This window comes from Nitrosophilus labii, from assembly GCF_014466985.1.
Lineage (GTDB): Bacteria > Campylobacterota > Campylobacteria > Campylobacterales > Nitratiruptoraceae > Nitrosophilus_A > Nitrosophilus_A labii.
Genome location: NZ_AP022826.1, coordinates 1,551,203 through 1,574,240 on the forward strand (window position 1 = coordinate 1,551,203; position 23,038 = coordinate 1,574,240).

Sequence of the window (23,038 nt, forward strand, 5' to 3'; positions counted from 1 at the left end):
TTTTTTTTAAAATCATTCTCTAATTCCTAATTCCCAATTCCCATTTCCCAATCTTACTCGGCTTTTGCATAGCAATTTCAAGTTCATCCAAAAATCTCTCTCTACTTATCTCTTCCGCCCCCATTTTTTTTAGATGATCGCTTGAAATTTGGCAATCTATAAAATTAAAACCGAGTTTTGTTGAAATCTCAACAAGTTTAACTAAAGCTACTTTACTTGTATCACTTACTTTGCTAAACATAGACTCTCCAAAAAATGCAGCTCCCAGACTAAGTCCGTAAAGCCCTCCGACCAATTCACCATCTTTGTAAACTTCTATAGAATGGGCAAATCCCATGTGATGGAGTTTAGTAAAAACTTCAACTATTTCAGGGAGAATCCATGTTCCTTCTTGTTCTCTTCTTTTTACAGTTTGACAACTTTTAATCACTTCATAAAAAGCTGTATCCACTTTCACTTCAAAAATATTTTTTTTCAAAATCTTCTTTAGTGAACGAGAAATTTTCAATTTATGAGGATAAAGAACAAGTCTTGGATCTGGAGACCACCAAAGTATAGGATCTCCTTCATTGTACCATGGAAAGATACCTTTTTTGTAAGCACTCAAAACCCTGTTTGGATCCAGATCTCCTCCGAAGGCGACAAGTCCTTCTTTTGAGGAGTTTCTAGGATCTGGAAATATAAAACTATATGGGCTGATTCTAGGTATCAATATCTCTTTCATTTTATATTAAACTCAAGTTTCTCTTTTTTATAATCTATACTTACCTCTCCTCCGTTTTTCAATCTTCCAAACAGAATCTCATTGGTAAGAGGGGTTTTTATCTCATCACTGATAACTCTTGATAAAGGTCTTGCGCCTAACTCTTCGCTGTATCCTTTTTGGGCAAGATATTTTTTTGCTCTTTTAGTCAGTTTAACAGTTATATTTTTAGATCTTAACTGCTCGTTAAGCTCTTTTATAAACTTATCAACAATTCCTTCCACTATATCCATACTTAAAGGTTTAAACCTTATTATCGCATCCAGTCTATTTCTAAATTCCGGAGTAAAGAACTGTTTTAGAGCCTCGTCAAATTTGCTAACAGACTCTTTTTTAAATCCCATAACATTAGCTTCAGTAGCACCTACATTTGATGTCATGATCAAAATCACATGTTTAAAATCAGCAACATTACCGTAATTATCAGTTAATGTGGCATTATCCATAACTTGTAAAAGAATATTTATAAGATCAGGATGTGCTTTTTCTATCTCATCCAAAAGTAAAACAGTATGGGGATGTTTTCTTATAGTTTCAGTTAAAAGTCCACCCTCTTCGTAGCCCACATAACCAGGAGGTGCACCGATAAGTCTTGATACAGCATGTTTTTCCATATACTCGCTCATATCAAATCTCTCAAAATGTACACCAAGCGTTCTTGCTAACTCTTTTGCAAGTTCTGTTTTTCCAACTCCGGTAGGTCCTACAAACAAAAATGAACCGATAGGTTTATTAGGCGGATTGAGTCCAGCTCTGCTCCTTTTTATAGCCATTGAGATCTGCTCGATTGCCTCTTTTTGGCCAAGAACACTTTGTTCGAGTCTGTTTTCTAGATCTTCAAGTATAGATATATCGTCTTGGGTTACCCTTGCTGGCGGAAGATTTAGCATTTTTGAGATAACATCCTCCACATCATTTGCGGTTACCACACTTCTTTTTTTCTTTCTTAGATGAAAGGAGGCACCAACTTCATCAATTAGATCAATCGCTTTATCAGGAAGCTGTCTATCATTTATATACTTATCAGAAAGTTCCACTGCACTTTTTAGAGCGTTTATGGTATATCTTACTCTGTGATGTTTTTCATACTTTTCTTTAAGCCCTTTTAAGATCTTCAAAGATGTTTCAAGGTCTGGCTCTTTCACATCCACTTTAGCAAATCTTCGGCTAAGAGCCCTATCTTTTTCCAAAAAGTTTCTAAACTCCGAATATGTAGTGGCACCTATACATTTAATAGCACCGCTAGCTAGTGCTGGTTTTAAAAGATTGGAAGCATCCATACTTCCGCCTTGAGTCGCTCCCGCGCCTACTAAAGTATGTATCTCATCTATAAAAACTATAGCGTTTTTTTTCTGTTTAAGTTCTTCTATAACACCTTTTAGTCTCTTTTCGAAATCTCCCCTATATTTGGTTCCTGCAAGCAGTGAACCCATATCTAAAGAGTATAACGAAGCTCCTTCTAAAACTTCAGGTATCTCTTTGTCTGCTATTTTGATAGCGATCCCTTCTGCAATAGCAGTTTTTCCTACTCCAGGTTCGCCTACAAGCAAAGGATTGTTTTTCTTTCTTCTACAAAGTATCTGTATTACCCTTTCAATCTCTTTATCTCTTCCTATTACGGGATCTATCTTGCCTTTTTTAGCCTCTTTTACCAAGTTTACAGTAAACTTTCCAAGATATGTCTCTTTATCGTCTTCATCCTCTTTTACTTCTGTATAATCTGCTTCTGGATGAGAGATAGCTTCTAGGATATCAACCTTTTTGACACCTTGCTCTTTCAATAAATATACACTATATGAGTGTTCTTCATCAAACAGAGCAGCTAAAAGATCCCCCACTGTAGCCTCTTTTTTTTCAGCATTTTGGATATGTCTTATCATATTTTCAATAACTCTTGAAAGCGCTACCGTTTCAAACGGTTCTCTTACCACATCTGCCGGCAGAGGTTTTAGGGTGTTTTTTAGATGCTGTTCAAGTTTTTCTCTTAACATCTCTATATCGGCACCTACGATATTTAGTATGCGTATGCCCTCTTTGTTTGACAAAAGCGCCAAAAATATATGCTCAACCGTTAAATATTCGTGTCTGTTTTTTTTAGCTAGTCTAACGGCCTCTTTAAAAATAGTATTTAGTTCATTACTTATCATCATAATTCCTCCATTACAGCCTTAAGCGGAAACTCGTTGGCGCGGGCACGTCTATAAACTTCATCTATTTTAGTTTCCGCTATCTCATAGGTATAAATACCACAAAGCCCTTTACCGTTTTTATGAACAAGCATCATTATCTGAACAGCCTCTTCATAACTTTTGTGAAAAACATCGCACAAGATTTCCACAACAAAGTCCATTGTCGTATAGTCATCATTCAGTAAAAATACTTTGTATAGTTTAGGCTCTTTGGTTTTTGTAAAATCTTTTGTCTCTATCTCTCTTCTTACTGCCAATTCAATCCTCTACTCTAATCTTTTTAAACTTTGAAATATTTTTATCTATTTATAATAGCACACTTTTATACAATTTACCACTATATAAATCTCTTTTACGCTAAAATAACTCTCAAAAAAAAAGTTGTGAGAATTATTATGATAAAAAGAGTTTTTATAACGGCTACAAATACAGGTATAGGCAAAACTTTTTCCACTCTAACCCTATTAAATGAGTGTGAAAAAGCCGGTATAAAAGCCGGAGTATTTAAACCAATAGAGACGGGGATAACTGATAATCCCGAAGATGGTACCAAACTTTTAAAAAAATGTCAAGAGTTTAATAATTGTTTTAGGAAATTTATGGTAGAGGATGTGGTTCCATATAGGTTCTCCCTTCCCGCGGCTCCTTATGTAGCAAAAAAAGATAATAAAATCGATATCGATCTTTTATTGGAAAAAGCAAATATTTTGGAAAAAGAGTGCGATATTTTGTTTATCGAAGGGGCAGGTGGATTGATGGTTCCAGTTGGAAAAGATATTTTTATGATAGATTTCATAAATATTTTTGAAGCTAAACCTCTTTTGGTGACACCAAGCCGTCTTGGCTGTATAAACGATACGCTCCTTTCAATGCAAGCACTAGCAAACAAAAACTTAGATTTTGATTGGTGCGTAAATCTTTACGAAGACAAAGATAGTTTTTTCGATATAACTTTTCCGTTTTATAAAGACTATTTTAGTGAGATTCTGATATTGCAAAAAGATGCTAAGAAGATTTTGAAAAGATTGATAAATGAATAATTTCAGGCGGAAAGGCCGCCTTTTAATCAATACTCTACAGTCACTCTAACTTTTATCTGTTTTAAGGGCGTTGAACTATATTTTATTATCTCTTGTCCATCTAATCTAGCATAATTTTTATACTCTATGATTCTTTCATGGGTCTCTTGATATCTTGTTCTACATCTTTTAACTATCTTATATCCTGGAGCAGGTTTTTCATCAGCAAGATTTTTGCCTACTATAGTTCCTACTATGGCTCCTCCGATAGTCGCTGCTGTTTTACCTGAGCCTTCTCCTACTTGATGCCCCAAAATTCCTCCCGCCACTCCGCCAATAAGCGCTCCAACCGTTCCTGAATCGCCATTTTGAGAAACCGGAACTTCCTCTTCCCAACACTCTTGATAAGGAACTCTTTTTGTTATAACTCTAAAAAGTTTTTCAGATTTATATACCGGTATATACTCCATATAGGTAAAGCTCTCCGCAAAAAGCGACGAAGTAAGCAAAGCAGCTATCAAAACTCCTACTTTTTTCATTTTTTAACTCCTTATTAACTGATATTTGTCACAAAAATTAGTTATTAAATCTTTCTTTACATATTTTAGTATAAAATAAGACAATTTACAATTTGGAGATTTGTGTGAAAAAAATTAAACATCTAATCGATACAAAAGATTTGTCAATACAAGAAATTGAAGAGATTTTTGAAGATGCTAAACACTTTTTAGAGGAGACTCCTAGAAGTCTTTTAAAAAACAGATTGATTATAACAATTTTTTTCGAAAACTCTACAAGAACAAGAAGCTCTTTTGAAGTTGCGGCAAAAAAACTAGGCGCTCAAGTGGTGAGTTTAGATGTTTCAAGAAGCTCCACAAAAAAAGGGGAAACCCTATTTGATACGGCAGCAAATCTCGATGCAATGGGGCCAAATGCCATAATAGTAAGACACAAACATGCAGGTGTTCCAAAAATACTGTCCAACTATGTAAACTGTTCCTTGATTAACGGAGGAGACGGGGCTCATGCCCATCCATCTCAAGCTCTTTTGGATCTTTTTACGATTAAAAGATATATACCCGACGTTAAAGGAAAAAAAATAGCAATAGTGGGCGATATCAAAAACTCTCGAGTCGCAAACTCCAACATAGAGCTTTTAAACCGTTTTGGAATGGAAGTTATACTAGTAGCCCCTCCTCACTTTTTGCCAAGAAGAGATCTAAAATATACTCATAACATAAAAGATGTAATAGACGAAGTAGATGTCATAATGAGTCTTAGAACCCAGACAGAAAGACATAAACTTCCTATTTATGCTAGTTTGAGAGACTATGCAAGCGATTTTTGCATAACCAAAGAGTTGATAGGAGATAGAGACATCATACTTCTTCACCCAGGTCCGGTTCACAGAAATATAGATATAGATGATGAAATGCTAAAAGATCCAAGATGTAAAGTTTTAGAACAGGTTAAAAACGGTGTTGCAGTAAGGATGGCAATACTGAAAAAACTCATAATGCCAAATGGATAAGATAAGTTCTCTAGCAAGAAAAGGGATCCCCTTTCTTTTTGTTATAGATTTCGAGGCAAAAAAAATATTTGCCCAGAGTCTAGAAACTCTTGAAAATATATATTTTCAGATAGATGGTTACAAAAATTACAAATACGACCAAAAAAATTGCAAAAATGCTTTTATAAAACAGAAGTTTCCTGTTTCTTTTGAAAGATATCAGAAAGCCTTTTTTGAAGTCCAAGAAGAGATCAAAAAAGGAAATACATATCTGCTCAATCTAACATTTCCTACAAAAATCGAAACAGACCTATCTTTAAAGGAGATATTTTTCTGCTCAAAAGCAAAATTTAAACTCTTTTTTAAAAACAAGTTTGTCTGCTTCTCACCCGAGCGGTTTATAAAAATAGAAAATAACACTATCAAAACATATCCTATGAAAGGAACAATAGACGCATCACTACCAAATGCCGCTAACTTGATTTTATCTAACGAAAAAGAGATGGCAGAACATATTATGGTGGTTGATCTTTTAAGAAACGATCTCGGAATGGTTGCTGAAAAGATAAAAGTAAAAAGATTTAGATATATAGATAAAATAAAAGCTGGAAAAAAAGAGCTTCTTCAAGTAAGTTCAGAAATAGAAGGAAAGTTGCCCAAAGAATGGAGAGAAAATCTGGGTGAAATACTTCTTAAACTCTTACCCGCAGGGAGTATCAGCGGAACTCCTAAAAAAAGAAGCATAGAGATAATAAAGAGGGTGGAAAACTACGATAGAGGCTTTTTTACGGGAATATTCGGTATTTTTGATGGCAAAAATCTTGATAGCGCAGTTATTATAAGATATATTGAAAAAAAAGAAAGCGCTCTAGTATATAAAAGCGGCGGGGGGATAACTATACAAAGCAATGTTGAAGATGAATATAAGGAGATGATCGAAAAAGTTTATATTCCTACTCTTGCAATCTAATAAAACCGGCTTTATTAAAACCGTATCGGATAACGCACTTCAAATACCTGTTCCTCCCTGAAAAACCTTAAAAAGCTCAAATTTAAGGGCATCTGGGGTAGTAAAGAGGTATAATTTTCAACTAATAAACTATAAAGATAGAGGAAACTTCTAGTCGAGATGGATGAAAAAATGCTTGCTAAATCTACTACTAAATCAAACCAACCAAATCTCTTTTATCCATCTTTAAAAGAATATGCTTGATAGTAACGATCCGCTTATTGCTTTGGCAGATACAATAGATTGAACTGTTTTTGAAAAAGAGTTTGCAAAATACTACAGTAACGAGGGAAGACCTGCTAAACCTATTAGGTTGACGGTGGGACTATTGATTTTAAAACAGTTAGAGAATTTAAGTGATGAGAATATTGTATTACAATGGAAGAGAAATCTATATTATCAATATTTTTGTGGAATGAGGGAGTATCAACCTGCATATCCTTGTGACCCGACGGATTTAGTTTACTTTAGAAAGCATATTGGTAAAGATGGGATAGAGAAGATATTTGCAATAAGTATCGATCTACGTGGCAATGCTAAAGAAGAAAAACAAGTTATAGTCGATACGACAGTGCAAGAGAAAAATATAACCTATCCTACAAGACATACCAAGAATTTCGCGTCTGAAGGAATTATAACATAAGGGTCAAGACTAGTTTAGCAATAAAAATATGCTAAACTATATCGATATGAAGGGCAAAAATAGATATATAAAAAATGCGCATATTTCAGAGAGAAAATTTAAAGAGATTCTGAAATGTTTTTGCTTAGATTTAACAGCAAAACAGACATCTGAAATAACAAAAATTAATCGAAATACAATCGAGCCACTTGCAGATTAGTAAAAATCACCTATGATTTAAGCTAAATTAAATTTTAAAAAGCTAAGTCTGCCTTCACTATGTTATAATTTTTTACCACAAAAACCTAACAGAAGGAGACTTAGCTTATGGAAAATATTGTATCAAAAATATCTACAAACCTATCTAAAATGTGGAATAAAATCTTAAACCTTGAAAAGACACTATTTTCAGCGTTAAGAGAGGATTAAGATTAGAGGAGTTATCTCACAAAGAACAAAAGTTCATTAAAATATTAGATTTTGCTCAAATTGAGAAAAATATTACAGTTGTTTCTATCACCAATACTCCAAAAGATAGAATTGAAATTGCAAGAGTGTTTATAGCAAAGAGTGTTTATAATATTCAAACAACAAGAGATTTAATAGAGAGGCTCTATCGTGATAGAACTTTAAGAGTTATATGTGGGTGGAGATATAAAAGTGATATTCCAAGCGAATCAAAATTTAGTAGAGTTTTTAACCCGGATTATACAATAGAATTTGTTTCAGTAATGCTTTTGCTTGAGCTTTAGGGGCTTTTTAACAATTTTGAAGGTTTATCTATAAGGTGATAAGTCAAAAAATTTTTAATTGTCTATAAACGAAGTGTTAAATGCTAATGTGATAAAGTCTATCGCAAAATCCGGGATAAATTAGGACATCGCCCAATTATAGATATAAACCCTAAAAATTCAAAAGAACTAAAAGCAAAAATCAAATTACAAAAAGAAGAAATTAAGAAATTTGAGTTTTTAAATTTAGCACAATCATCTGATGAACACCATTATAATCAAAGAAGTATGGTTGAGAGAGTAAACAAGTATCTCAAAGATGACTTTGGATGTAAAACAATCTATTACAAAGGAGCTACAAAAGTAGCTTCTGTATTAGCATTTGGAATTTTATCTATCTGTATTCATCAGAGTTTGCAGCTTGTTACTTAAAATAGTCATAAAAAAGTAAAAAAGAGGACAATTTTAGCTATCAAACCATAAAAAGTGGAGTAAAAATGGGAATTTTTTAAGATTTTAGGGAGAATTGAGATAAAACATTGACTATATTGTCACATAGAGATTTTTTTAATCTCAAAAATTGCCAGGAAGATAAACTAGGCTGTTTGTGATGTTTGAATTTGCAAGTGGTTCAATAAATAGATATTTTAATAAATTCAGAGAGAGAATAGTGAGACTTTGTCAAATTGATTCTCCATTTCAGGGAGAAATTGAAGTTAATGAGAGTTATTTTGGAGCAAAAAGAGTAAAAGGTAAAAGAGGCAAAGGAGCAAGAGGAAAAACTATCGTATTTGGTATTTTAAACCCAGATTTTGCAATAGAGTTCTTCTTGAATAAGAAAATTTAATGATATTATTTTGAAGTTTATCTTTTTTCTCAACTAAAAAGCGATAAAAGTTATCCAAATCCACCAATAGGAAGAGATAGATTCTTGTTTTTTTCAAAAAGAGAGTTCATCCAAGCTCTTCTTTTTTTGGCTAGAGCCATTTTGAGCACTTTTTGATTGGAGTAGTGATTAGTAATATAACTTCCTATTGCAAAGCAATAGGCTCTGATAGTTGTGAAAGACATTGATTTGATTGTAAAAGAGAGTGTTTAAAAAGAGCTAGGATATTCCTGAATTGTGCGGAAAGACACCCAAAAATTAGGTATTGAATATAGCGGAGTAAATTAGAGATTGATAATTGTTAAAATTAAAAAGTTTAATAGAGTCTTTGGTTTCAATGGCTTTCATATTTTTTATAAGTTCAATTATAAGTTTTTTAGAAAAAGTAAATTGCACATTATGAAGTTTTAACCTTCTTTCAAATTCTTTATAGATTGCATAAGCTACAAAGGCTACGAGGATATGGGCTTTGATTCTATATTCTAATCTATGATGAATCGGTCTGATTTTTAGGTCAGTTTTAGATATTTTAAAAGCCTCTTCAATATGCCAAAGATTTTTATAATGTTCTATAATTTCTTGATGAGATAAAGAAAAATCGTTTGTAATAAATCCTTTAATACCATCAAGTTTTTCATCTTCTGTTATCTTTTCAAGATTAAGTTGAATCTTTGTTTTGCAATCTTTGCTTAGGTCTAAAAATTTTGCATAGGGTGATAGTTTTAAATTAGATTTTGTGATGTTTGGAGATGTTTGAATTTTGTTTTTGAGTTTTTCAATTCCCTTTTGTCTTAAATAGTTATCTTTTTTAAATCTTTGTGTAGAAAAAGATAGAACTATTCTTTGCGCAATTTTCTCTTTTTTAATAGTTTTATCTTTTTCTTTGCAAATAAGCTCTTCATCTAAAGCTATCTCTTTTGTATCACCATCAGATATAAAAACAAGATTTGCAATTTCTCTTTTTATCTCATCTTTTAAAGCTTTTATGCGTGAGCCAATAATATATTTGTATCCTTTTTTATGAAGCTCAATAAGGTTGCAGTTACTTAGCATTCCTCTATCTGCAACTACTATAGGTTTTTGTTTGAGAGAAAATCTTTTTTCAAAGTTTATAAGTGTTTGGATTAATGTCTTTCCTTCAAATCTATTTCCCTCATATACTTCATAAGCTAAAGGATATCCTTCAAGTGTTGTTAAAAGTCCTATTTGAATCTGCGGTCTATTTAATTTTCCCTCTTTGGAAAAACCAACCCTTCTTAAATCATCTTCACTCTCACTCTCGAAATGCAAAGTCGTTACATCATAAAAGGCCACTATTAATTTATCTTCTATAATTTTCATTGTATGATTAAAAATACATTTTTGAATCTCTTCTCTTGATTTTTTAGAGTATAAAATATCAAGAAGTCTATATACACTATAAATAGAAATATCTTTTTGTTTAAAGAGTTTTTGATAGTTTATAAAATTTAATTTACTCCCAGGAGAAAGTATTCTTGATATTACTAAATCCTTGAAATACTCAAATCTCTTTTCAAACTTTTTTATACTTACTTTCTTAAAATACTCTTTACATCTAAAATCTTTTATAATCTTTCCAAATATAAGCTCTCCGCCTATGGATATAACTTTATCGTTATCAATATCTATAAAATCAACTCTCTTACCTAAAATATCTGCTTTTTCATCTTTATTATCTTCATATAAATCAAAGAGAGTCGGCTCTAACTCTTTTAATCTCTTTTTAGCTTTATCTAAAAGAAGTGACCTTTTTATTTCATCTTTTGCAGAACCTATAGTCTCTATTACTTTATACTTTCCTCTTTTTTTACTTATGATTTGAATGCTAACACTTCCGCTTTTATTCTTTTTCTCTCTAATAAACATAGACAAATTATACTTTAAAAAAACATTTGAGACACCCTCTTTTGCCTTTTTAACCCATGAAATGCCCATAATTAGGGAGTTTTGTTTCTGTGATTTTTCGTTTTTATGAGATTCCGCACAATTCAGGAGATAGATTCTTGTTTTTTTCAAAAAGAGAGTTCATCCAAGCTCTTCTTTTTTTGGCTAGAGCCATTTTGAGCACTTTTTGATTGGAGTAGTGATTAGTAATATAACTTCCTATTGCAAAGCAATAGGCTCTGATAGTTGTGAAAGACATTGATTTGATTGTAAAAGAGAGTGTTTAAAAAGAGCTAGGATATTGTACGCCATCATAATGAATCGAAAGGAAGCTTCCGTAGCGAAAAAGCCTTTGAGTACAAAACTATCTATGGCAAAATCATATTTGAGCTCTTTGATTTGGTTTTCAGCATCAGCTCTTTGATTGTAGAGTCTATAGATCTGATCTGCTGGTAAAGAAAGATTGGTCACATAGGCGCTATATCTATACAGCGGTTCATCAAAAAGAGTTTTACCTGTCGCTTTTGGATAGTTTTCGACTCTTTTTCGCACAATAACATAGCGTCTAGGATAGGGACTATTTGGATGTTTGAGATACAATATGGCTGTATCGATCCCTTTTGTTATCGATATCCATTGAGTTATTTTACCTATCTCGTATTGGATATTTGTATAGAACTTTACCGCTATGATGTAGTTTAGCTCTTTGTTCTCTAGCCATTTGAGTAGTTCATTGGCATAAAAACCGCTATCGGCTCTGACTAAACCTATAGGATGATCTTGCAAAACTTTCTCGAATGTCTCTTGTAAAAAGGCTTTGTAACTGCTAAGACTTACGCTATTACCGCTTCTTAGCCAAGCGTTCTACCATTTTCGTCTGTTCTATAAAGACTATGAGAGGATGATGAGAAGGTCTGCCAGGCTTTTTAGGATTATAGCCAACTTTCGCTCCCTCTTGATTGCCATATCTTGTTATAACTGTAGAATCCAAATCTATCGTCAAACTATCTACATCTATCCTTTACGATTCATAAAATCTTTTAATATTTTCATCCCTCCAAATGGCGTAATATTCTTGTCTATATACCCAATCTTCAATTCACCCATTTGGTTAGTCCCTCTTCCCTTTAGTTTTTCCGCTTGTATGGTAGGTTTAATATTTTATCATTATCTAATGAAAAATTTGGGTTAAATACGGTTATTCTTTTAGAAAATACAAAACACTACAAAGAGGCTAAATCAGCTTATATAGCGGCACTTAATAGATGGAAAAATGATAAAGAGCTTCTTTTCGGTTTAACAAATATACACTTTTTGGAAAAAGATTATAAAAGTGCAAAAAAGTTCTATGAAAAGGTAAATGATTTAAAAAACGGTCCACTTTTAAACAATCTAGCTATAACATATCTTAGATTAAAAGAATGCACAAAAGCAAAAAATACCATATTACAGGCTATTAGTCTAAATGATAACTACAAAACATTTTATGAAGATACTCTAAACGAAATTAATGCTTTATGTAGATAATTTGGTGGAGGTGTGGAAACCGCTTGATAAGCTTCTTATAAGTTTATATTAGTTTATAAAAGTCTATATAAATGACCTATTTTTGGTAGTTTTATTGAGTTTATTTAGTCTATTTTGATATGATAAAATTTATCAAAATTTATAGTCAAGCATAACTTTTAAGTATCCCCAGAAGTATCCCCGAAAAAAACTTAAATGAGTAAAAAATAAAGGGGAAATAAGAAGTAAAAAGTAAAGGAATAAAATGCCAAAAGTTGTAAAACCCTTAACTGATAAAACAATCAAAGAGGCAAAAACTAAAGAAAAAGAGTATAAGATACCAGATGGCGACCATCTCTATTTAAGAGTAAGACCAAGCGGAACTAAAACATTCGTTTTTATTTACAATTCTCCAATAGATGGCAAAAGGAAAACGCTAACAATTGGAACATATCCACAAATCACACTAAAACAAGCAAGAGAAGCAAGAGATAAAGCTAATCGTTTACTTGCTCAAAACCTTGACCCTATATTGGAAAGAGAAAAAGAGAAATTTCAAAATAACCTTACCTTTCAAACCATTCTATACGAATTTATCCAATGGAGAAGCACAAAAGTCAAAGAAAATACTTTAAAATCCGATAAGAAAAGAATAAATAATTATATCATTCCATTCTTTGGAAATAAAAAGCTCACAGATATAGAAATTTCTCACTTATTGGAATTTATTAAATATATTCAAAATAAGAAGTTTAATAAAGACAATAAAAGCTCCAGTAATAAAATCGATACCATACAAAAAAATTTCATACTATTAAATCTTATTTTCAAATACGCTATTAATAAGCAATATATAAAAAACAATCCTTTAACTAATTTTGATTTATCTATGGTAATCGGTAAAAAAGAGGAAAAACATTACAACTCTTTGACCAAAGCGGAGGATATGCGAGATTTTTTATCCAAGCTCCAAAAAGCCGATATTCCGTTAATAGCAAAACTTGCGATAGAGTTTCAAGCTTTAACGGCTCAAAGAGTTTCAAATGTAGTCAATCTAAAATGGAAATATATTGACTTTTCTAATAACATCATCACATTTCCAAAAGAAACAATGAAAACCAATAAAGAGCATAGAATACCTGTAACTTCAAGAGTTAAAGAGATATTGGAAATTATAAAAACCCAAAACTTTAACGATATATTTGTATTTGCTTATCAAAGAGACAAACCTATAACAGATAGCACCATTAATGATTATATTCAACGCATAAATCCTAACATTAGCAGTCATAGCTTTAGAGGGACATTTAGAACAATAGCCACTGAATATATTTACATCCACGGATTTAGCCAAGTGTCAACAGCAACCCAAAAATGTACCACTTCGGCAATGTAAAAATGCACCACCTGTTACATTGAGAAACTAACTGTTTAACCCTGTAAAAATACCTGCTTTTCTTTTTTGCTTAAGCCTATAGCTTTCACCCTGAATGTTTAAGATATGACTGTGATGAATAAGTCTATCAAGTATTGCAGTAGTCAATGCTTCATCATTGTTAAGTACCTCCTTGAATTTGGTAAAGTTAAGATTGGATGTGATTATGATCGAGCCGCTCTCGTATCTTTTGTTGATTACCTGGAAAAAGAGGTTGGCCTGATTTTCATTTAGTTTTATATATCCAAATTCATCTATTATCAAGAGTTTTGGGATATTTATCACTTTTTTAAAATAGTCGTTCAATCTGCCTGCCTGCTGGGCTATTTCAAGCTGCAATAGCAGATCTGCAGCGGTAATAAACCTGGTCTTTATTCTATTTTGTGTTGCTATATATCCCAAGGCTATGGCAAGATGGGTTTTTCCTACACCGCTTGGACCAATAAGCAGGATATTTTCGGCATTATCTATAAACCTTAGAGTAGATAGTTCATTTATCATATTTTTATCTACAGATGAGCTTTTAAAGTCAAACATCTCTAAAGTTTTAACCTTTGGAAATCCCGCCAATCTAAGAGTGGTTTCTTTGGACCTTTGAATCTTTTTTTCATACTCATACTCAAATAGTTTCAATAAAAACCGGGTATATGAGAGATTCTCTTTCATAGACTGTTCTGCGATATATGAGTAGCTCTCTTGTATTGCCGGTAATCTGAAAATTAGGGCATACTCTTTTATTCTTTCATCTATAGAGGCTGCTTCATATGATATGCTCTTTTTTTGTATTGATTTATTGCTACTCATTTACAGCCTCCTGTAACAAATCCTCATAATCTTTCAAAGAGGTTTGTGGTTCTATTTTTACTTTATCATCCAATATTTTTAAATAAAGTTTATTATCCTCTTTTGAATATTCGGTTTTTCTAAAAAAGTTGTTGTTTTTATCTATTGACACAAAAACCTTTTTGTTTGTAGAATTACTTTTCGTATGTATCATTAATGAACTCCTCGGCTCTGCTGTTTTTACAAGTGGCAGCAGAGCCTTCTTTTCTATTTCAAACAGTTCTCTCGGTTTTTGCTTCAGTGTAGAATGTACTCTATTACTTGTAATCTCAAGCCAGCTAAATATTTGTGAATTTAAAAGCTTACAATCGATGACAAGAGAAGAATTTTTCAGCTTTGCTTTTAAGGGTATATAGAAGTTTCTTTTCAAATATCCTATATATCTTTCAACTTTCCCTTTCGTTTTAGCTCTATATGGTTTGCATAGAAGTGGATTGAAACCGTAGTCTCGTGAAAAATCAAGAAACTTTTCATTAAATTTGTGTTTTCCTGCTCCATATGCGTTTCTTTTTATTACAACACTTTTTAGGTTATCATAAAGTATATTTTTAGGTATTCCGCCAAAGTAAGAATATGCTTTTTTATGGCAATCTTCAAATGTCTCATATCTCATATTGTCCGTAAAACAGACGTATGTATATCTGCTGTATCCAAGTATCATTATAAATGCATATATTGGATTTTTGCCGCCTTTTATAACTGTCCAGTCAACTTGAGCTTGCTCACCAGGCAAAGTCTCAAATCTTACAATACTCTCCTCTTTTAAAGGCATAAACTTTTTATATAAATCACTTACAAAGCTTTGAACAACTCTTCCTTTTCCTTCATATCCCATATCCAAAATCTCCCTGTAAATAACAGTGGAAGGGATTTTATCTGGCAAAGCCTCTTTTACTCTTTTTTCAATATACGATTTAAAAGTATCGAGCTTCGATTTGTAAACAACTTTTTTCCTTGGTTTCAAACTCTCTTCCTTGAGTCTTTTTGAAATTGTTCTTCTATCTAAACCGGTAATTCTCGATATCCCCCTTATGCTGTACCCCTGCTTTTTTAAAGTGTGTATCATTACAAACTCCTCATAGCTTATCATTTCATCCAATCTCCCTCTTTAAAACTAAAGAAGAAGATTTTACAAAATCTTCTATTTTTTAACTTCGCAGGTGGTACATTTTCACTTTGCCGTTATGGTGTATTTTAGCATTGCCGATGACACCAAGATGTTATTAAAGCCCAGCTATCTCATTCCATTGGCAATAAAGTTGACCAAGCCTATTTAAAAACAGATTTTATTAATCAAAGAAAGGAACTAATGAAATGGTATGAAAGCTTCCTGTTAAAGGATAAAAATGAATAAACCGATAAGTAAAGAAGAAATCGACAAATTAATAAAAAGATTGGAAAAACTCCACCATAACGAGTTGGTTTATTATCCCAAAAGCAAACTAATAAGATTTTTAAAATACTTAAGAGACAATATTGACGATGAAGAAAAAAAAGAAACGATAAGAATTTGGTTTATGAATATTGTGTTAACAGATTATTTAAAGCTTTTGAGAAAAATGACGGGAGAATATTATCACTACAAAAAAAGAAAAAGAAAATATAACAAAAAGGAAGAGATAATCGCATTTTACACAATAATTAGAAGCCAATTTTCCACCAATAAAGATGCAATTTTAACGACCGCCAATCACTTTAATATTTCTCCAAAAACGGTGGAGAGACATATATATAAATTTAAAAAAGATAAAAAATAACTCATTATAACTTTCATCTCATTTGGACTGATAAATAAGTCAAATTACTCTTAAATTTACAATTTTACCCTCACTTTTAACCTAACTTTTTGACTACAAAACAAGAAAAAATTTCCAATATAACAGGCTTATTTGAAGTAAATTAACATTTACGACAAATTCCTATAGTTTTTACTCGTTTATATATGAAAAAATTGTCTATATAAAAATATTCCCAAAAGGAGCTTTAAATGGAAAGATTATTAACAATACAACAGGTTACCGAGATTGTAGGTTTTAAAAAACCAACAATTTATAAGTATATCAGAGAACAAAACTTTCCGAAACCTATAAAGACAGGAAATAGAGCTTCAAGATGGAGCTATCAAGAAGTAATGGAATGGATAGAAAATTTAAAACAAAACAGGGAGGTTAACAATGAAAAAGTTTCTTAATCCTATAGGAGTGATAAAGTTTAACGCAGATATAGGGCTTATGCTCCAACGACTACGCGATGGACAGCTACCAAAAAAAGAGAACTACACGGAGGAGGAACTTTTAGAGGAGCTAAAGGAGGAGATAGGAGAGGTTAGGCAATGCTTGAAAATTGCAAGTAAAAGATTAGGCGAGATATCCCACCAATACAGACTGCAAAGCATTTATATCTTATCGGCTGGCGTTAAAGAAATTGATGAGATATTGAAAGATTATGAACATACTCTACAAATCATTGAAGCACAAAGAGAGGAAGAATGAGTATTCAAACTTACCAGCAAGTTTTCGGAAATTACCAAAATGAAAATAACTATCTGCAATATAAAGCAAAATTATCAATAATATACCAGCACTTAAAATTGTTTCAATCATTTAAGCTTCCTATCATAGCTTTGAAAGTTTTTCAAAAATACCAAGATGAAAGATACTATCAAGCAAATATAGAGAAATACCAACAAATACTATTACCCCCGCTATTATTTCACCATTCATTTTTTATCCTTTTAACTTCATTGAGAATTTTATTAAAATTAAGCAAATTTACAATTAACCCTAAAAATAGTATAGCAGTAGAAAAGCTAAAAAACAATATAGAAATCGTATTAGTAGATTTTAATAATATTGCAATACTACCGCCAAACCCTGCACTAAAAAGCAAAAGTTTAGTTTTTATTCCATCTAACAACACTTTTAAAACATCTAATCCAAATTTTTTATCACTCATCTTTCTCACCTACTGGAGAGCTTTTATCAGAAGTAATATTAGAAGATTTAACCTCATCACAAACAACATCTTTAACATTATCAAGAGTTTTGGCTTTGATGTAGTTTTGAATAAAAGGCATTACCCACGATGGAACATTATTCCAATTTCTAATAGTGTTATAACTGATGTTAGCAACTTTAGCAAATTCTTTTTTATTCAATCCAGCTTTTTTAAGAAGTTGTTTAAACTCTTCATTAGTCATCATAAGCCTTTTAGGTATGAATTTAATGCAAATTATAACATATTTTGTATTTATCCCATACACGAATCATTGACTTTTTGCACTTATTACATTACAATTATTTTTATAAATGTATGTATTCCATACATTTTACAGCTCATACAAGGAGTTTCGCAATGCAACTAAAAGAACTACTTGCAAAGGCACAAAAAGTTATCGAGGAAAGAACAGGGATAAAAGTATCAGTTAACGAGATTGATTTGTATCTATTAGGCGAAAAAGGGCTTGTTCCTTTAGCAGGAGATGGTAAAGGAAAATATGAAGTTTATCTTATCGGAAATGAAATTAAAGTGGCTATAACCTTGTAAAATGAGTAATTAGTGAATCTAAAAGAGCTTAGAAACCAGATAAAGCAAAGTTTAAACAGGGAAAATGTAGCTGCAATGCTGCAAGCTTTAGGATATGAAGTTAACAGAGATTACAAATTTAAAATAAGAGATGAAAGAACCCCGTCATCTTCTATTAGGAGAGATGGCTATATCAAGGACTTTGGCAGCGGATGGGGAGGCGATATAGTTGCATTTATCCACGAACACCATAACACACCATTAAAAGAAGCTACCCTTTGGGTAGCCCAGTGTTTAGGGATAAGATATGAATAATCTACCTCAGCCTATCGACCTATCCCAACCGCTACACAACACAACACCGAGACAAAATTATACCAATAAAGAGGAAAAGCAAAGCTTTAATCTAAATGAATGGCATATCAACTTTAAAAAAGCATTGCAAAAACAAGAAGAGATAGCAAGGACATCTATTGAGTTGCCAGAAGGATTTATAAATACTGCTGCTTTGATGTATGAGATAATAGATAGAGATATTTGGAGATTAGCAAAAGGAAAAGAAGTTAAAGATAGATATTTGGGATATAGCAGCAAATACAAAAGCTTGACTATCTCACTATTTAAAGATGATGAGGTTAAAACAATCTGTATAAGAGAAGCAACAGATAAAGAAGGAAATCCTATAAAGTGGAAAACATACGGAAGTAAAAGATTTATCCCTTATAGGATTTTAGATGAAAACGACCCTACCCTTTTTATCGGATATGGGATAGGAGAGTTTTTATTGCTGGAGCTATTAGAGCTAAACTATATGATACTTCAAAGCGATAGCATAGCTTTTAATTTTGCTAATAATCCATATACGCCAGATATTAAAAATAGATACATATTTGCTTTGCTTGATAATGATGAGAGTTGCAAGAAAACAATAAATCATTTAAAAGAGCATTTTAAAAGCTGCAAAGTCTATCCGATAGATTTTGAAAATATTTTAGATAAAGAGTTGCCAAAAGGTTATGACTTTAGGGATTTTTGCAATGATGTAGCAAAAGAGATTAGAAAAGATAGCTATTTGGCTAATCCTTTAGAAGTAAAAGAAGCAATAATTGAAACTTTAGCAAATGAAATTGAAATAATTACAGGAGCGAGAAAATGAGTTTAAGACTACAAGAAGCAATCAAAAAGGTTAAAACATTAGAGGCTCAAGAAAAAAACCTTGAGCCAGTAAGCGAGATAAGCGAAGCAACTAATGATATTGTAACACAAAAACGACCAAATTATAAAGAATTCAAAGCTAATAATTGGATAAAAAAAGACAATGTAGAGATACTTAATGAATTGGATAAAAAAGGGAGTGCCATTTGGCTTAAAAGCGATGGCTCTTTGGCATATAGATTAGATAAAGATGGGCAAATAGAGTCAGCAGAAGCGACAAAGGCAAAGATAGTTTTATCAAATATATTAGATAAAAACATCTCCATTTTTACATCTAAAGCAGATATAAATCCAACCGATTTAATACTGGTGCAAAAAGAGATTTTTGACCCTCATATTAATGCGGAATTTTTCAAAAAAGCAGGTGCATATTACAGAAATGTTTTTAAACCTACTCGATATATGACGCTAACGGAAACGCCAAAGAAAGACCCTAAACTCATTCTTGATTTTATATATCATTTGGTTACCTATGACGATAAGTATTTTGACTATTTTATCAATTGGATTGCTTATTTTTGGCAAACAATGATACGACCAAATACAGCAATTGCCCTTAAAGGAACGCAAGGAACGGGAAAAGGGATATTTTTTGAAGAGATTATAAGGCAACTGTGGGGTTTAGAGCAAACGATACAGATAAACGACAATATTTTAAAAAGCCATTTTTTAAGACCTATTTTTGAAAATAAACTTTTTTATAATCTTGATGAAGTATCGCAAGGATACAAAGACAATAAACGCCTAAAGGGAATGCTTAAAGGATTGGTAACAAACGATTACATCTTACTTGAAGAAAAACACAAAAACATAAAAGAGCCGATACATTTAAAAGGTGCGGTATTGGTAACTTCCAATGAGCCAAAATTTTTGGAGATTGAAGCAGGAGACAGGAGATATACTATATTCTCAAGCAATAAAAAGCTCATTGAAGTTAATTTTTTAGTTGGCAGCTATGAAGATTTAAAAAGAAGGATACATCAAGAGCTTGACGACTTTGCAAGACTGCTTTATCACTATCCAGTTGATTACGAAAAAGCCAATATAGTAATGAATACTCCAGAAAAAGAGGCTCTTATCGAAGCTACAAACGATAAATACACTCTTTTTGCGCACGCCATAAAAACAAAAAATTTAGACTTTTTTTCTCATCTAAAAGATAAATTGTCTCTAACTTATAATGAGATAGAACAATCCTTTAAAAGAGGTGAAATAAAAAGAAGCAATCTTAAAGAGTGGTATGAAAAAACTTTTGGTGAGGAAGTGCATCCAAAAACACTATTAAGAGAACTAAAAACAAGAGATATAATTTTTTCTAATACTAAAACAATCAAGGGTGATGTGTATATTATCATTCCTTGACTCCTTTTTTCCCACCTCGACCTTATTTACTCTTTTTTTTGTCCTATAAAGTGTGAGTTTTTGTCCACCCCAAAACTACTTTAAAGGCATTAAAATCCCATAAATAAGGGAATTATAGAGACTTTTATATAAAATTTTTTATACACCCTAATAAATATTAAAAAATAAAGAAAATATCGATAATATCGTTATTTTAAGAGGGTGGATGAAAAATAATTTTTGTCCACCCTTGATACACCCTTTGTCCACCCCAATCACAATCAGGGTGCATAAAGGGGTGGATGAGGGTGCATAAAGTGCAAATTTTCATCCACCCCACCAGATTATCGATGTTATGGTGCTTCCAAGCGATTTTACCACTTTTGTAGGGTGGATAAAAATTTTAGCCAAAAACCGCTTAAAATCTCGTATTCACGGGGGTTTTGGAGATTTTGGGGTGGATGAAATGCATAAAAATCAAAAAAAATTTTTTCCCAGATTTTTTTGTAAAATTTTTTCCTGAGACTATAATATTGAGTTTTATTAAAAAAATTTATAATACAATCTGAAAAACTTTTGTAATTTTTCAACAACAAAAACAAACTTTTACCTCTTATAGGAAAAATTCCTACGCAAAAATTTTTAACATTCTCAAATACAACAAACTTACAAAGGCTTTACCTCTAAAAGGAAGAAGCATTTACTCTTTGCTGGAGTATTCCAATAAGAAGAGAAGTTATTTATTTCAGCAGAAAAAATAATCGTTAGCCTGTGGTTTATCCTACCTCTTACAGAAAAAACTTCAATAAAAAAAGCTTTAATAGCAGTGGAACTTGCTATCGGCAACCCAATCAGTCGGCTAAAAGCCCTGATTACAACGAGCAAAGCGATAATACTTTGTCGGAAGTCACCGATAGCAGAAAAATTATAGCACAATTCCTTGAAATCATTAAAAGAAAACCTTGTAATGTAGAAAATCTAACAAGAAAAAACTTTAGAGCTTTTAGAACTTTGTTTTGCTTGTAACCTATCCTACCTCATCACTTTACTAAAAGAAAGGAAGTTGCCTATCGGAAAACATAATGCTCACCAACAAATAGGCAACTTCAAAACAAATCATATCATTGTTTTTCTTCAAACATTCAAATTTTAATTTTAAGCCACTTTTTACTTCACCTAATGTTTTTATCAAAAAAGATATTATCGTTAAAATATGGCAAAGCTAAAGCCATTTAAAAGAGTAAGCAATCCTTTGAAAAGATTAAATCAAATAAGAGAAAATTTTATTCAAACTTTTTTTATATATTTTTTTTAATATTTATAAATTATTATAATATTATATATATTAACAAACCATCTCAAAATAAAACTAACAAATGCTTCATTTCAATACGATGTTTTAAAACTCCACGAGAAAAGTTAGGATAAAAAAATTATACTCGGGCGAAGATGGGGTAGGATATAGGTTTTGAGATGTCAAGGCGGGGGTGGGGGGGGTATGTGTATTTTGATATAATATTTTCATCAAAAGGGGCTCCACTCCTTGAGAGTGCGAGGTCATACCACCACCGATAGGTAGGTGCGTCCCCTTTTGATACTTTCAAATTACCCTGCTTCCAAACATTCGCCCTTTATCGGATAAAAAGCTTCCAATAAAGAAGAACTGCGATATCTCAAATAATCCAGTAAATAGAGAAAACTATCTTTGAATCATTCAGCAATTATACAAATGTTTTTAAACCTAAAATGAGACTACATAAAAGCCATTATTCTTTAATTTTATATATTATCCAATAAGATGAAATTTTATATTCTCTTGCAAAGTATGAAGATTTTTAAAAAATCAAAAAATATTGAAAATAATAATTTTCAATACTAAAAAATGCTTTTTATTTAAGATTAGGCAATTTTTTTTTTGAAAAATAGTCTTTTCTTAAATAGAATAACTAATTTTTAAAGTGTTTTTTACTCATTTAAGTTTACAAAGCTTAAACAAGTAAAGACAATAATAATTTTCTAAAGACAAGAAAAAACTTTTCCTTTTTATCAGTAAGAAAATTAAACTCAAGCATAACTTTTAAGTATCCCCAGAAGTATCCCCAATGAAAACTTAAAACTTTATAAGTTCGATTTTTAGGGCATTTTGAAGCTTTATTTGGTGGAGGTGTGGGGAATCGAACCCCAGTCCGAAAACAACCGACCATAGGCCTCTACGTGCGTAGTAGCGCTGATTGATCTTAGTTACCGAAGGCTCAACGCCCGAAACCTTCGATAACCCAGCCTAAATGAGGTCAGTCTGAGGTTAGGCAGCCTCAGACTCTAGCCCTCCTAGGTGTGACCCCGCAATATCCAAAGCCGAAGGGCGAGCTTTGGTGCGAGGGACCATTATGTTAAGTTAAACTTACGCAGCTACAGCGTAAGCTGGTCTGTAATCTGTATTGTTTGCGTCTATTTTTTTGAGGAATTTTTACGGCGTTCCTCAAGCCGGCACGCAGCCTATGGAGGGCTGCTCCCGTCGAAGCCATATCACCCCCATATC

The 23,038-nt window shown here is 32.1% G+C and carries 25 protein-coding genes, 1 other RNA gene and 3 pseudogenes; 17 read left to right on the forward strand and 12 right to left on the reverse strand.

Translation table 11 applies throughout. From position 1 onward, the window contains the following. Positions 1 to 19: 19 nt before the first annotated feature. The 3 genes from aat to clpS are packed head-to-tail and all read right to left on the reverse strand — an operon-like array spanning position 20 to position 3,209. Complete coding sequence (gene aat / locus NIL_RS07760) at positions 20 to 724, reverse strand: leucyl/phenylalanyl-tRNA--protein transferase (RefSeq protein WP_187647214.1); 705 nt, start codon at positions 722 to 724, stop codon at positions 20 to 22. Beyond that, positions 721 to 2,910 (reverse strand): ATP-dependent Clp protease ATP-binding subunit ClpA, encoded by a 2,190-nt coding sequence (gene clpA / locus NIL_RS07765; protein ID WP_187648624.1) that lies wholly within the window; start codon positions 2,908 to 2,910, stop codon positions 721 to 723. Before clpA ends, aat begins: the two co-directional genes overlap by 4 nt. Next, positions 2,910 to 3,209: an ATP-dependent Clp protease adapter ClpS gene (gene clpS / locus NIL_RS07770; RefSeq protein WP_187647215.1), complete on the reverse strand. Its 300-nt coding sequence runs from the start codon at positions 3,207 to 3,209 to the stop codon at positions 2,910 to 2,912. The genes clpA and clpS overlap by 1 nt, the downstream gene beginning before the upstream one ends. Before the next feature lie 138 nt (positions 3,210 to 3,347). Between clpS and bioD the strand changes: the two genes are divergently transcribed. Then, positions 3,348 to 3,992 (forward strand): dethiobiotin synthase, encoded by a 645-nt coding sequence (gene bioD, locus NIL_RS07775; protein WP_187647216.1) that lies wholly within the window; start codon positions 3,348 to 3,350, stop codon positions 3,990 to 3,992. A gap of 26 nt (positions 3,993 to 4,018) precedes the next feature. Here the strand turns inward: bioD and NIL_RS07780 are convergent, their stop codons facing one another. Beyond that, the gene (locus tag NIL_RS07780; protein ID WP_187647217.1) at positions 4,019 to 4,510 is read right to left on the reverse strand and encodes a glycine zipper 2TM domain-containing protein; all 492 of its coding nucleotides are present in this window, start codon (positions 4,508 to 4,510) and stop codon (positions 4,019 to 4,021) included. A 113-nt stretch (positions 4,511 to 4,623) separates the two neighbouring features. Between NIL_RS07780 and NIL_RS07785 the strand changes: the two genes are divergently transcribed. The 7 genes and pseudogenes from NIL_RS07785 to NIL_RS07810 form a co-directional block, all read left to right on the forward strand. After that, positions 4,624 to 5,502: an aspartate carbamoyltransferase catalytic subunit gene (locus tag NIL_RS07785; protein ID WP_187648625.1), complete on the forward strand. Its 879-nt coding sequence runs from the start codon at positions 4,624 to 4,626 to the stop codon at positions 5,500 to 5,502. Then, a complete protein-coding gene (locus NIL_RS07790; protein WP_187647218.1) occupies positions 5,495 to 6,451 on the forward strand; it encodes an aminodeoxychorismate synthase component I in 957 nt (318 codons plus the stop codon). Before NIL_RS07785 ends, NIL_RS07790 begins: the two co-directional genes overlap by 8 nt. A gap of 352 nt (positions 6,452 to 6,803) precedes the next feature. Then, positions 6,804 to 7,133 (forward strand): transposase, encoded by a 330-nt coding sequence (locus NIL_RS07795; protein WP_502709283.1) that lies wholly within the window; start codon positions 6,804 to 6,806, stop codon positions 7,131 to 7,133. A gap of 46 nt (positions 7,134 to 7,179) precedes the next feature. After that, positions 7,180 to 7,329: pseudogene (locus NIL_RS11010) on the forward strand (IS1595 family transposase); the annotation flags it as partial. Positions 7,330 to 7,516: 187 nt separating this feature from the next. Continuing rightward, positions 7,517 to 7,864 (forward strand): transposase, encoded by a 348-nt coding sequence (locus NIL_RS11225; protein ID WP_306344630.1) that lies wholly within the window; start codon positions 7,517 to 7,519, stop codon positions 7,862 to 7,864. 267 nt (positions 7,865 to 8,131) lie between these two features. Then, positions 8,132 to 8,275, forward strand: a complete 144-nt coding sequence (locus NIL_RS07805; protein WP_187647221.1) for a hypothetical protein — start codon at positions 8,132 to 8,134, stop codon at positions 8,273 to 8,275. A gap of 202 nt (positions 8,276 to 8,477) precedes the next feature. Beyond that, positions 8,478 to 8,645 (forward strand): annotated as a pseudogene (locus NIL_RS07810) (IS1595 family transposase); the annotation flags it as partial. A gap of 342 nt (positions 8,646 to 8,987) precedes the next feature. On the opposite strand, the gene NIL_RS07815 reads toward NIL_RS07810, so the two are convergent. From NIL_RS07815 to NIL_RS07825, 3 genes and pseudogenes are all read right to left on the reverse strand, one after another. Next, the gene (locus NIL_RS07815) at positions 8,988 to 10,616 is read right to left on the reverse strand and encodes an IS1634 family transposase (RefSeq protein WP_187647222.1); all 1,629 of its coding nucleotides are present in this window, start codon (positions 10,614 to 10,616) and stop codon (positions 8,988 to 8,990) included. Positions 10,617 to 10,853: 237 nt separating this feature from the next. Then, positions 10,854 to 11,435: pseudogene (locus tag NIL_RS07820) on the reverse strand (transposase); the annotation flags it as partial. A gap of 40 nt (positions 11,436 to 11,475) precedes the next feature. Then, positions 11,476 to 11,637, reverse strand: coding sequence for a hypothetical protein (locus NIL_RS07825; RefSeq protein WP_187647223.1), 162 nt, complete (start codon positions 11,635 to 11,637; stop codon positions 11,476 to 11,478). A 137-nt stretch (positions 11,638 to 11,774) separates the two neighbouring features. On the opposite strand from NIL_RS07825, the gene NIL_RS07830 reads away from it, so the two are divergent. Together NIL_RS07830 and NIL_RS07835 are read left to right on the forward strand one after the other, a co-directional pair. Continuing rightward, on the forward strand, positions 11,775 to 12,161 hold the full coding sequence (locus tag NIL_RS07830) for a tetratricopeptide repeat protein (RefSeq protein WP_187647224.1): 387 nt from the start codon (positions 11,775 to 11,777) through the stop codon (positions 12,159 to 12,161). A 244-nt stretch (positions 12,162 to 12,405) separates the two neighbouring features. Beyond that, entirely contained in the window at positions 12,406 to 13,536 is a 1,131-nt protein-coding gene (locus tag NIL_RS07835; RefSeq protein ID WP_187647225.1) for a tyrosine-type recombinase/integrase, read from the forward strand. A gap of 27 nt (positions 13,537 to 13,563) precedes the next feature. Here the strand turns inward: NIL_RS07835 and istB are convergent, their stop codons facing one another. Further along, positions 13,564 to 14,379 (reverse strand): IS21-like element helper ATPase IstB, encoded by an 816-nt coding sequence (gene istB / locus NIL_RS07840; protein WP_246434416.1) that lies wholly within the window; start codon positions 14,377 to 14,379, stop codon positions 13,564 to 13,566. After that, positions 14,372 to 15,508: an IS21 family transposase gene (istA, locus tag NIL_RS07845; RefSeq protein WP_246434482.1), complete on the reverse strand. Its 1,137-nt coding sequence runs from the start codon at positions 15,506 to 15,508 to the stop codon at positions 14,372 to 14,374. Before istA ends, istB begins: the two co-directional genes overlap by 8 nt. 256 nt (positions 15,509 to 15,764) lie before the next feature. Here istA and NIL_RS07850 point away from each other — a divergent pair, with 256 nt between their 5' ends. The 3 genes from NIL_RS07850 to NIL_RS07860 all read left to right on the forward strand — a co-directional run bounded on the left by NIL_RS07850 (position 15,765) and on the right by NIL_RS07860 (position 16,910). Continuing rightward, positions 15,765 to 16,175, forward strand: coding sequence for a hypothetical protein (locus tag NIL_RS07850; RefSeq protein WP_187647226.1), 411 nt, complete (start codon positions 15,765 to 15,767; stop codon positions 16,173 to 16,175). 230 nt (positions 16,176 to 16,405) lie between these two features. Next, positions 16,406 to 16,609, forward strand: coding sequence for a helix-turn-helix transcriptional regulator (locus tag NIL_RS07855; protein WP_187647227.1), 204 nt, complete (start codon positions 16,406 to 16,408; stop codon positions 16,607 to 16,609). Continuing rightward, positions 16,593 to 16,910 (forward strand): hypothetical protein, encoded by a 318-nt coding sequence (locus NIL_RS07860; protein WP_187647228.1) that lies wholly within the window; start codon positions 16,593 to 16,595, stop codon positions 16,908 to 16,910. Before NIL_RS07855 ends, NIL_RS07860 begins: the two co-directional genes overlap by 17 nt. 220 nt (positions 16,911 to 17,130) lie before the next feature. Here NIL_RS07860 and NIL_RS07865 read toward each other — a convergent pair whose 3' ends face one another. Together NIL_RS07865 and NIL_RS07870 are read right to left on the reverse strand one after the other, a co-directional pair. Continuing rightward, positions 17,131 to 17,373, reverse strand: a complete 243-nt coding sequence (locus tag NIL_RS07865; RefSeq protein WP_187647229.1) for a hypothetical protein — start codon at positions 17,371 to 17,373, stop codon at positions 17,131 to 17,133. Then, on the reverse strand, positions 17,366 to 17,617 hold the full coding sequence (locus NIL_RS07870) for a helix-turn-helix domain-containing protein (RefSeq protein ID WP_187647230.1): 252 nt from the start codon (positions 17,615 to 17,617) through the stop codon (positions 17,366 to 17,368). Before NIL_RS07870 ends, NIL_RS07865 begins: the two co-directional genes overlap by 8 nt. 155 nt (positions 17,618 to 17,772) lie before the next feature. Here NIL_RS07870 and NIL_RS07875 point away from each other — a divergent pair, with 155 nt between their 5' ends. Genes NIL_RS07875 through NIL_RS07890 form a run of 4 tightly spaced genes read left to right on the forward strand, consistent with a single transcriptional unit; the run spans position 17,773 to position 20,520 of the window. After that, the gene (locus tag NIL_RS07875) at positions 17,773 to 17,964 is read left to right on the forward strand and encodes a hypothetical protein (RefSeq protein ID WP_187647231.1); all 192 of its coding nucleotides are present in this window, start codon (positions 17,773 to 17,775) and stop codon (positions 17,962 to 17,964) included. 12 nt (positions 17,965 to 17,976) lie between these two features. Further along, positions 17,977 to 18,258: a Nif11-like leader peptide family natural product precursor gene (locus tag NIL_RS07880; RefSeq protein WP_187647232.1), complete on the forward strand. Its 282-nt coding sequence runs from the start codon at positions 17,977 to 17,979 to the stop codon at positions 18,256 to 18,258. Then, positions 18,251 to 19,099, forward strand: a complete 849-nt coding sequence (locus tag NIL_RS07885; RefSeq protein ID WP_187647233.1) for a hypothetical protein — start codon at positions 18,251 to 18,253, stop codon at positions 19,097 to 19,099. Before NIL_RS07880 ends, NIL_RS07885 begins: the two co-directional genes overlap by 8 nt. Then, a complete protein-coding gene (locus tag NIL_RS07890) occupies positions 19,096 to 20,520 on the forward strand; it encodes a primase-helicase family protein (RefSeq protein ID WP_187647234.1) in 1,425 nt (474 codons plus the stop codon). Before NIL_RS07885 ends, NIL_RS07890 begins: the two co-directional genes overlap by 4 nt. Positions 20,521 to 22,655: 2,135 nt before the next feature. On the opposite strand, the gene ssrA is transcribed toward NIL_RS07890, so the two are convergent. Continuing rightward, positions 22,656 to 23,033: a transfer-messenger RNA gene (gene ssrA, locus NIL_RS07895) on the reverse strand. Positions 23,034 to 23,038: the final 5 nt, after the last annotated feature.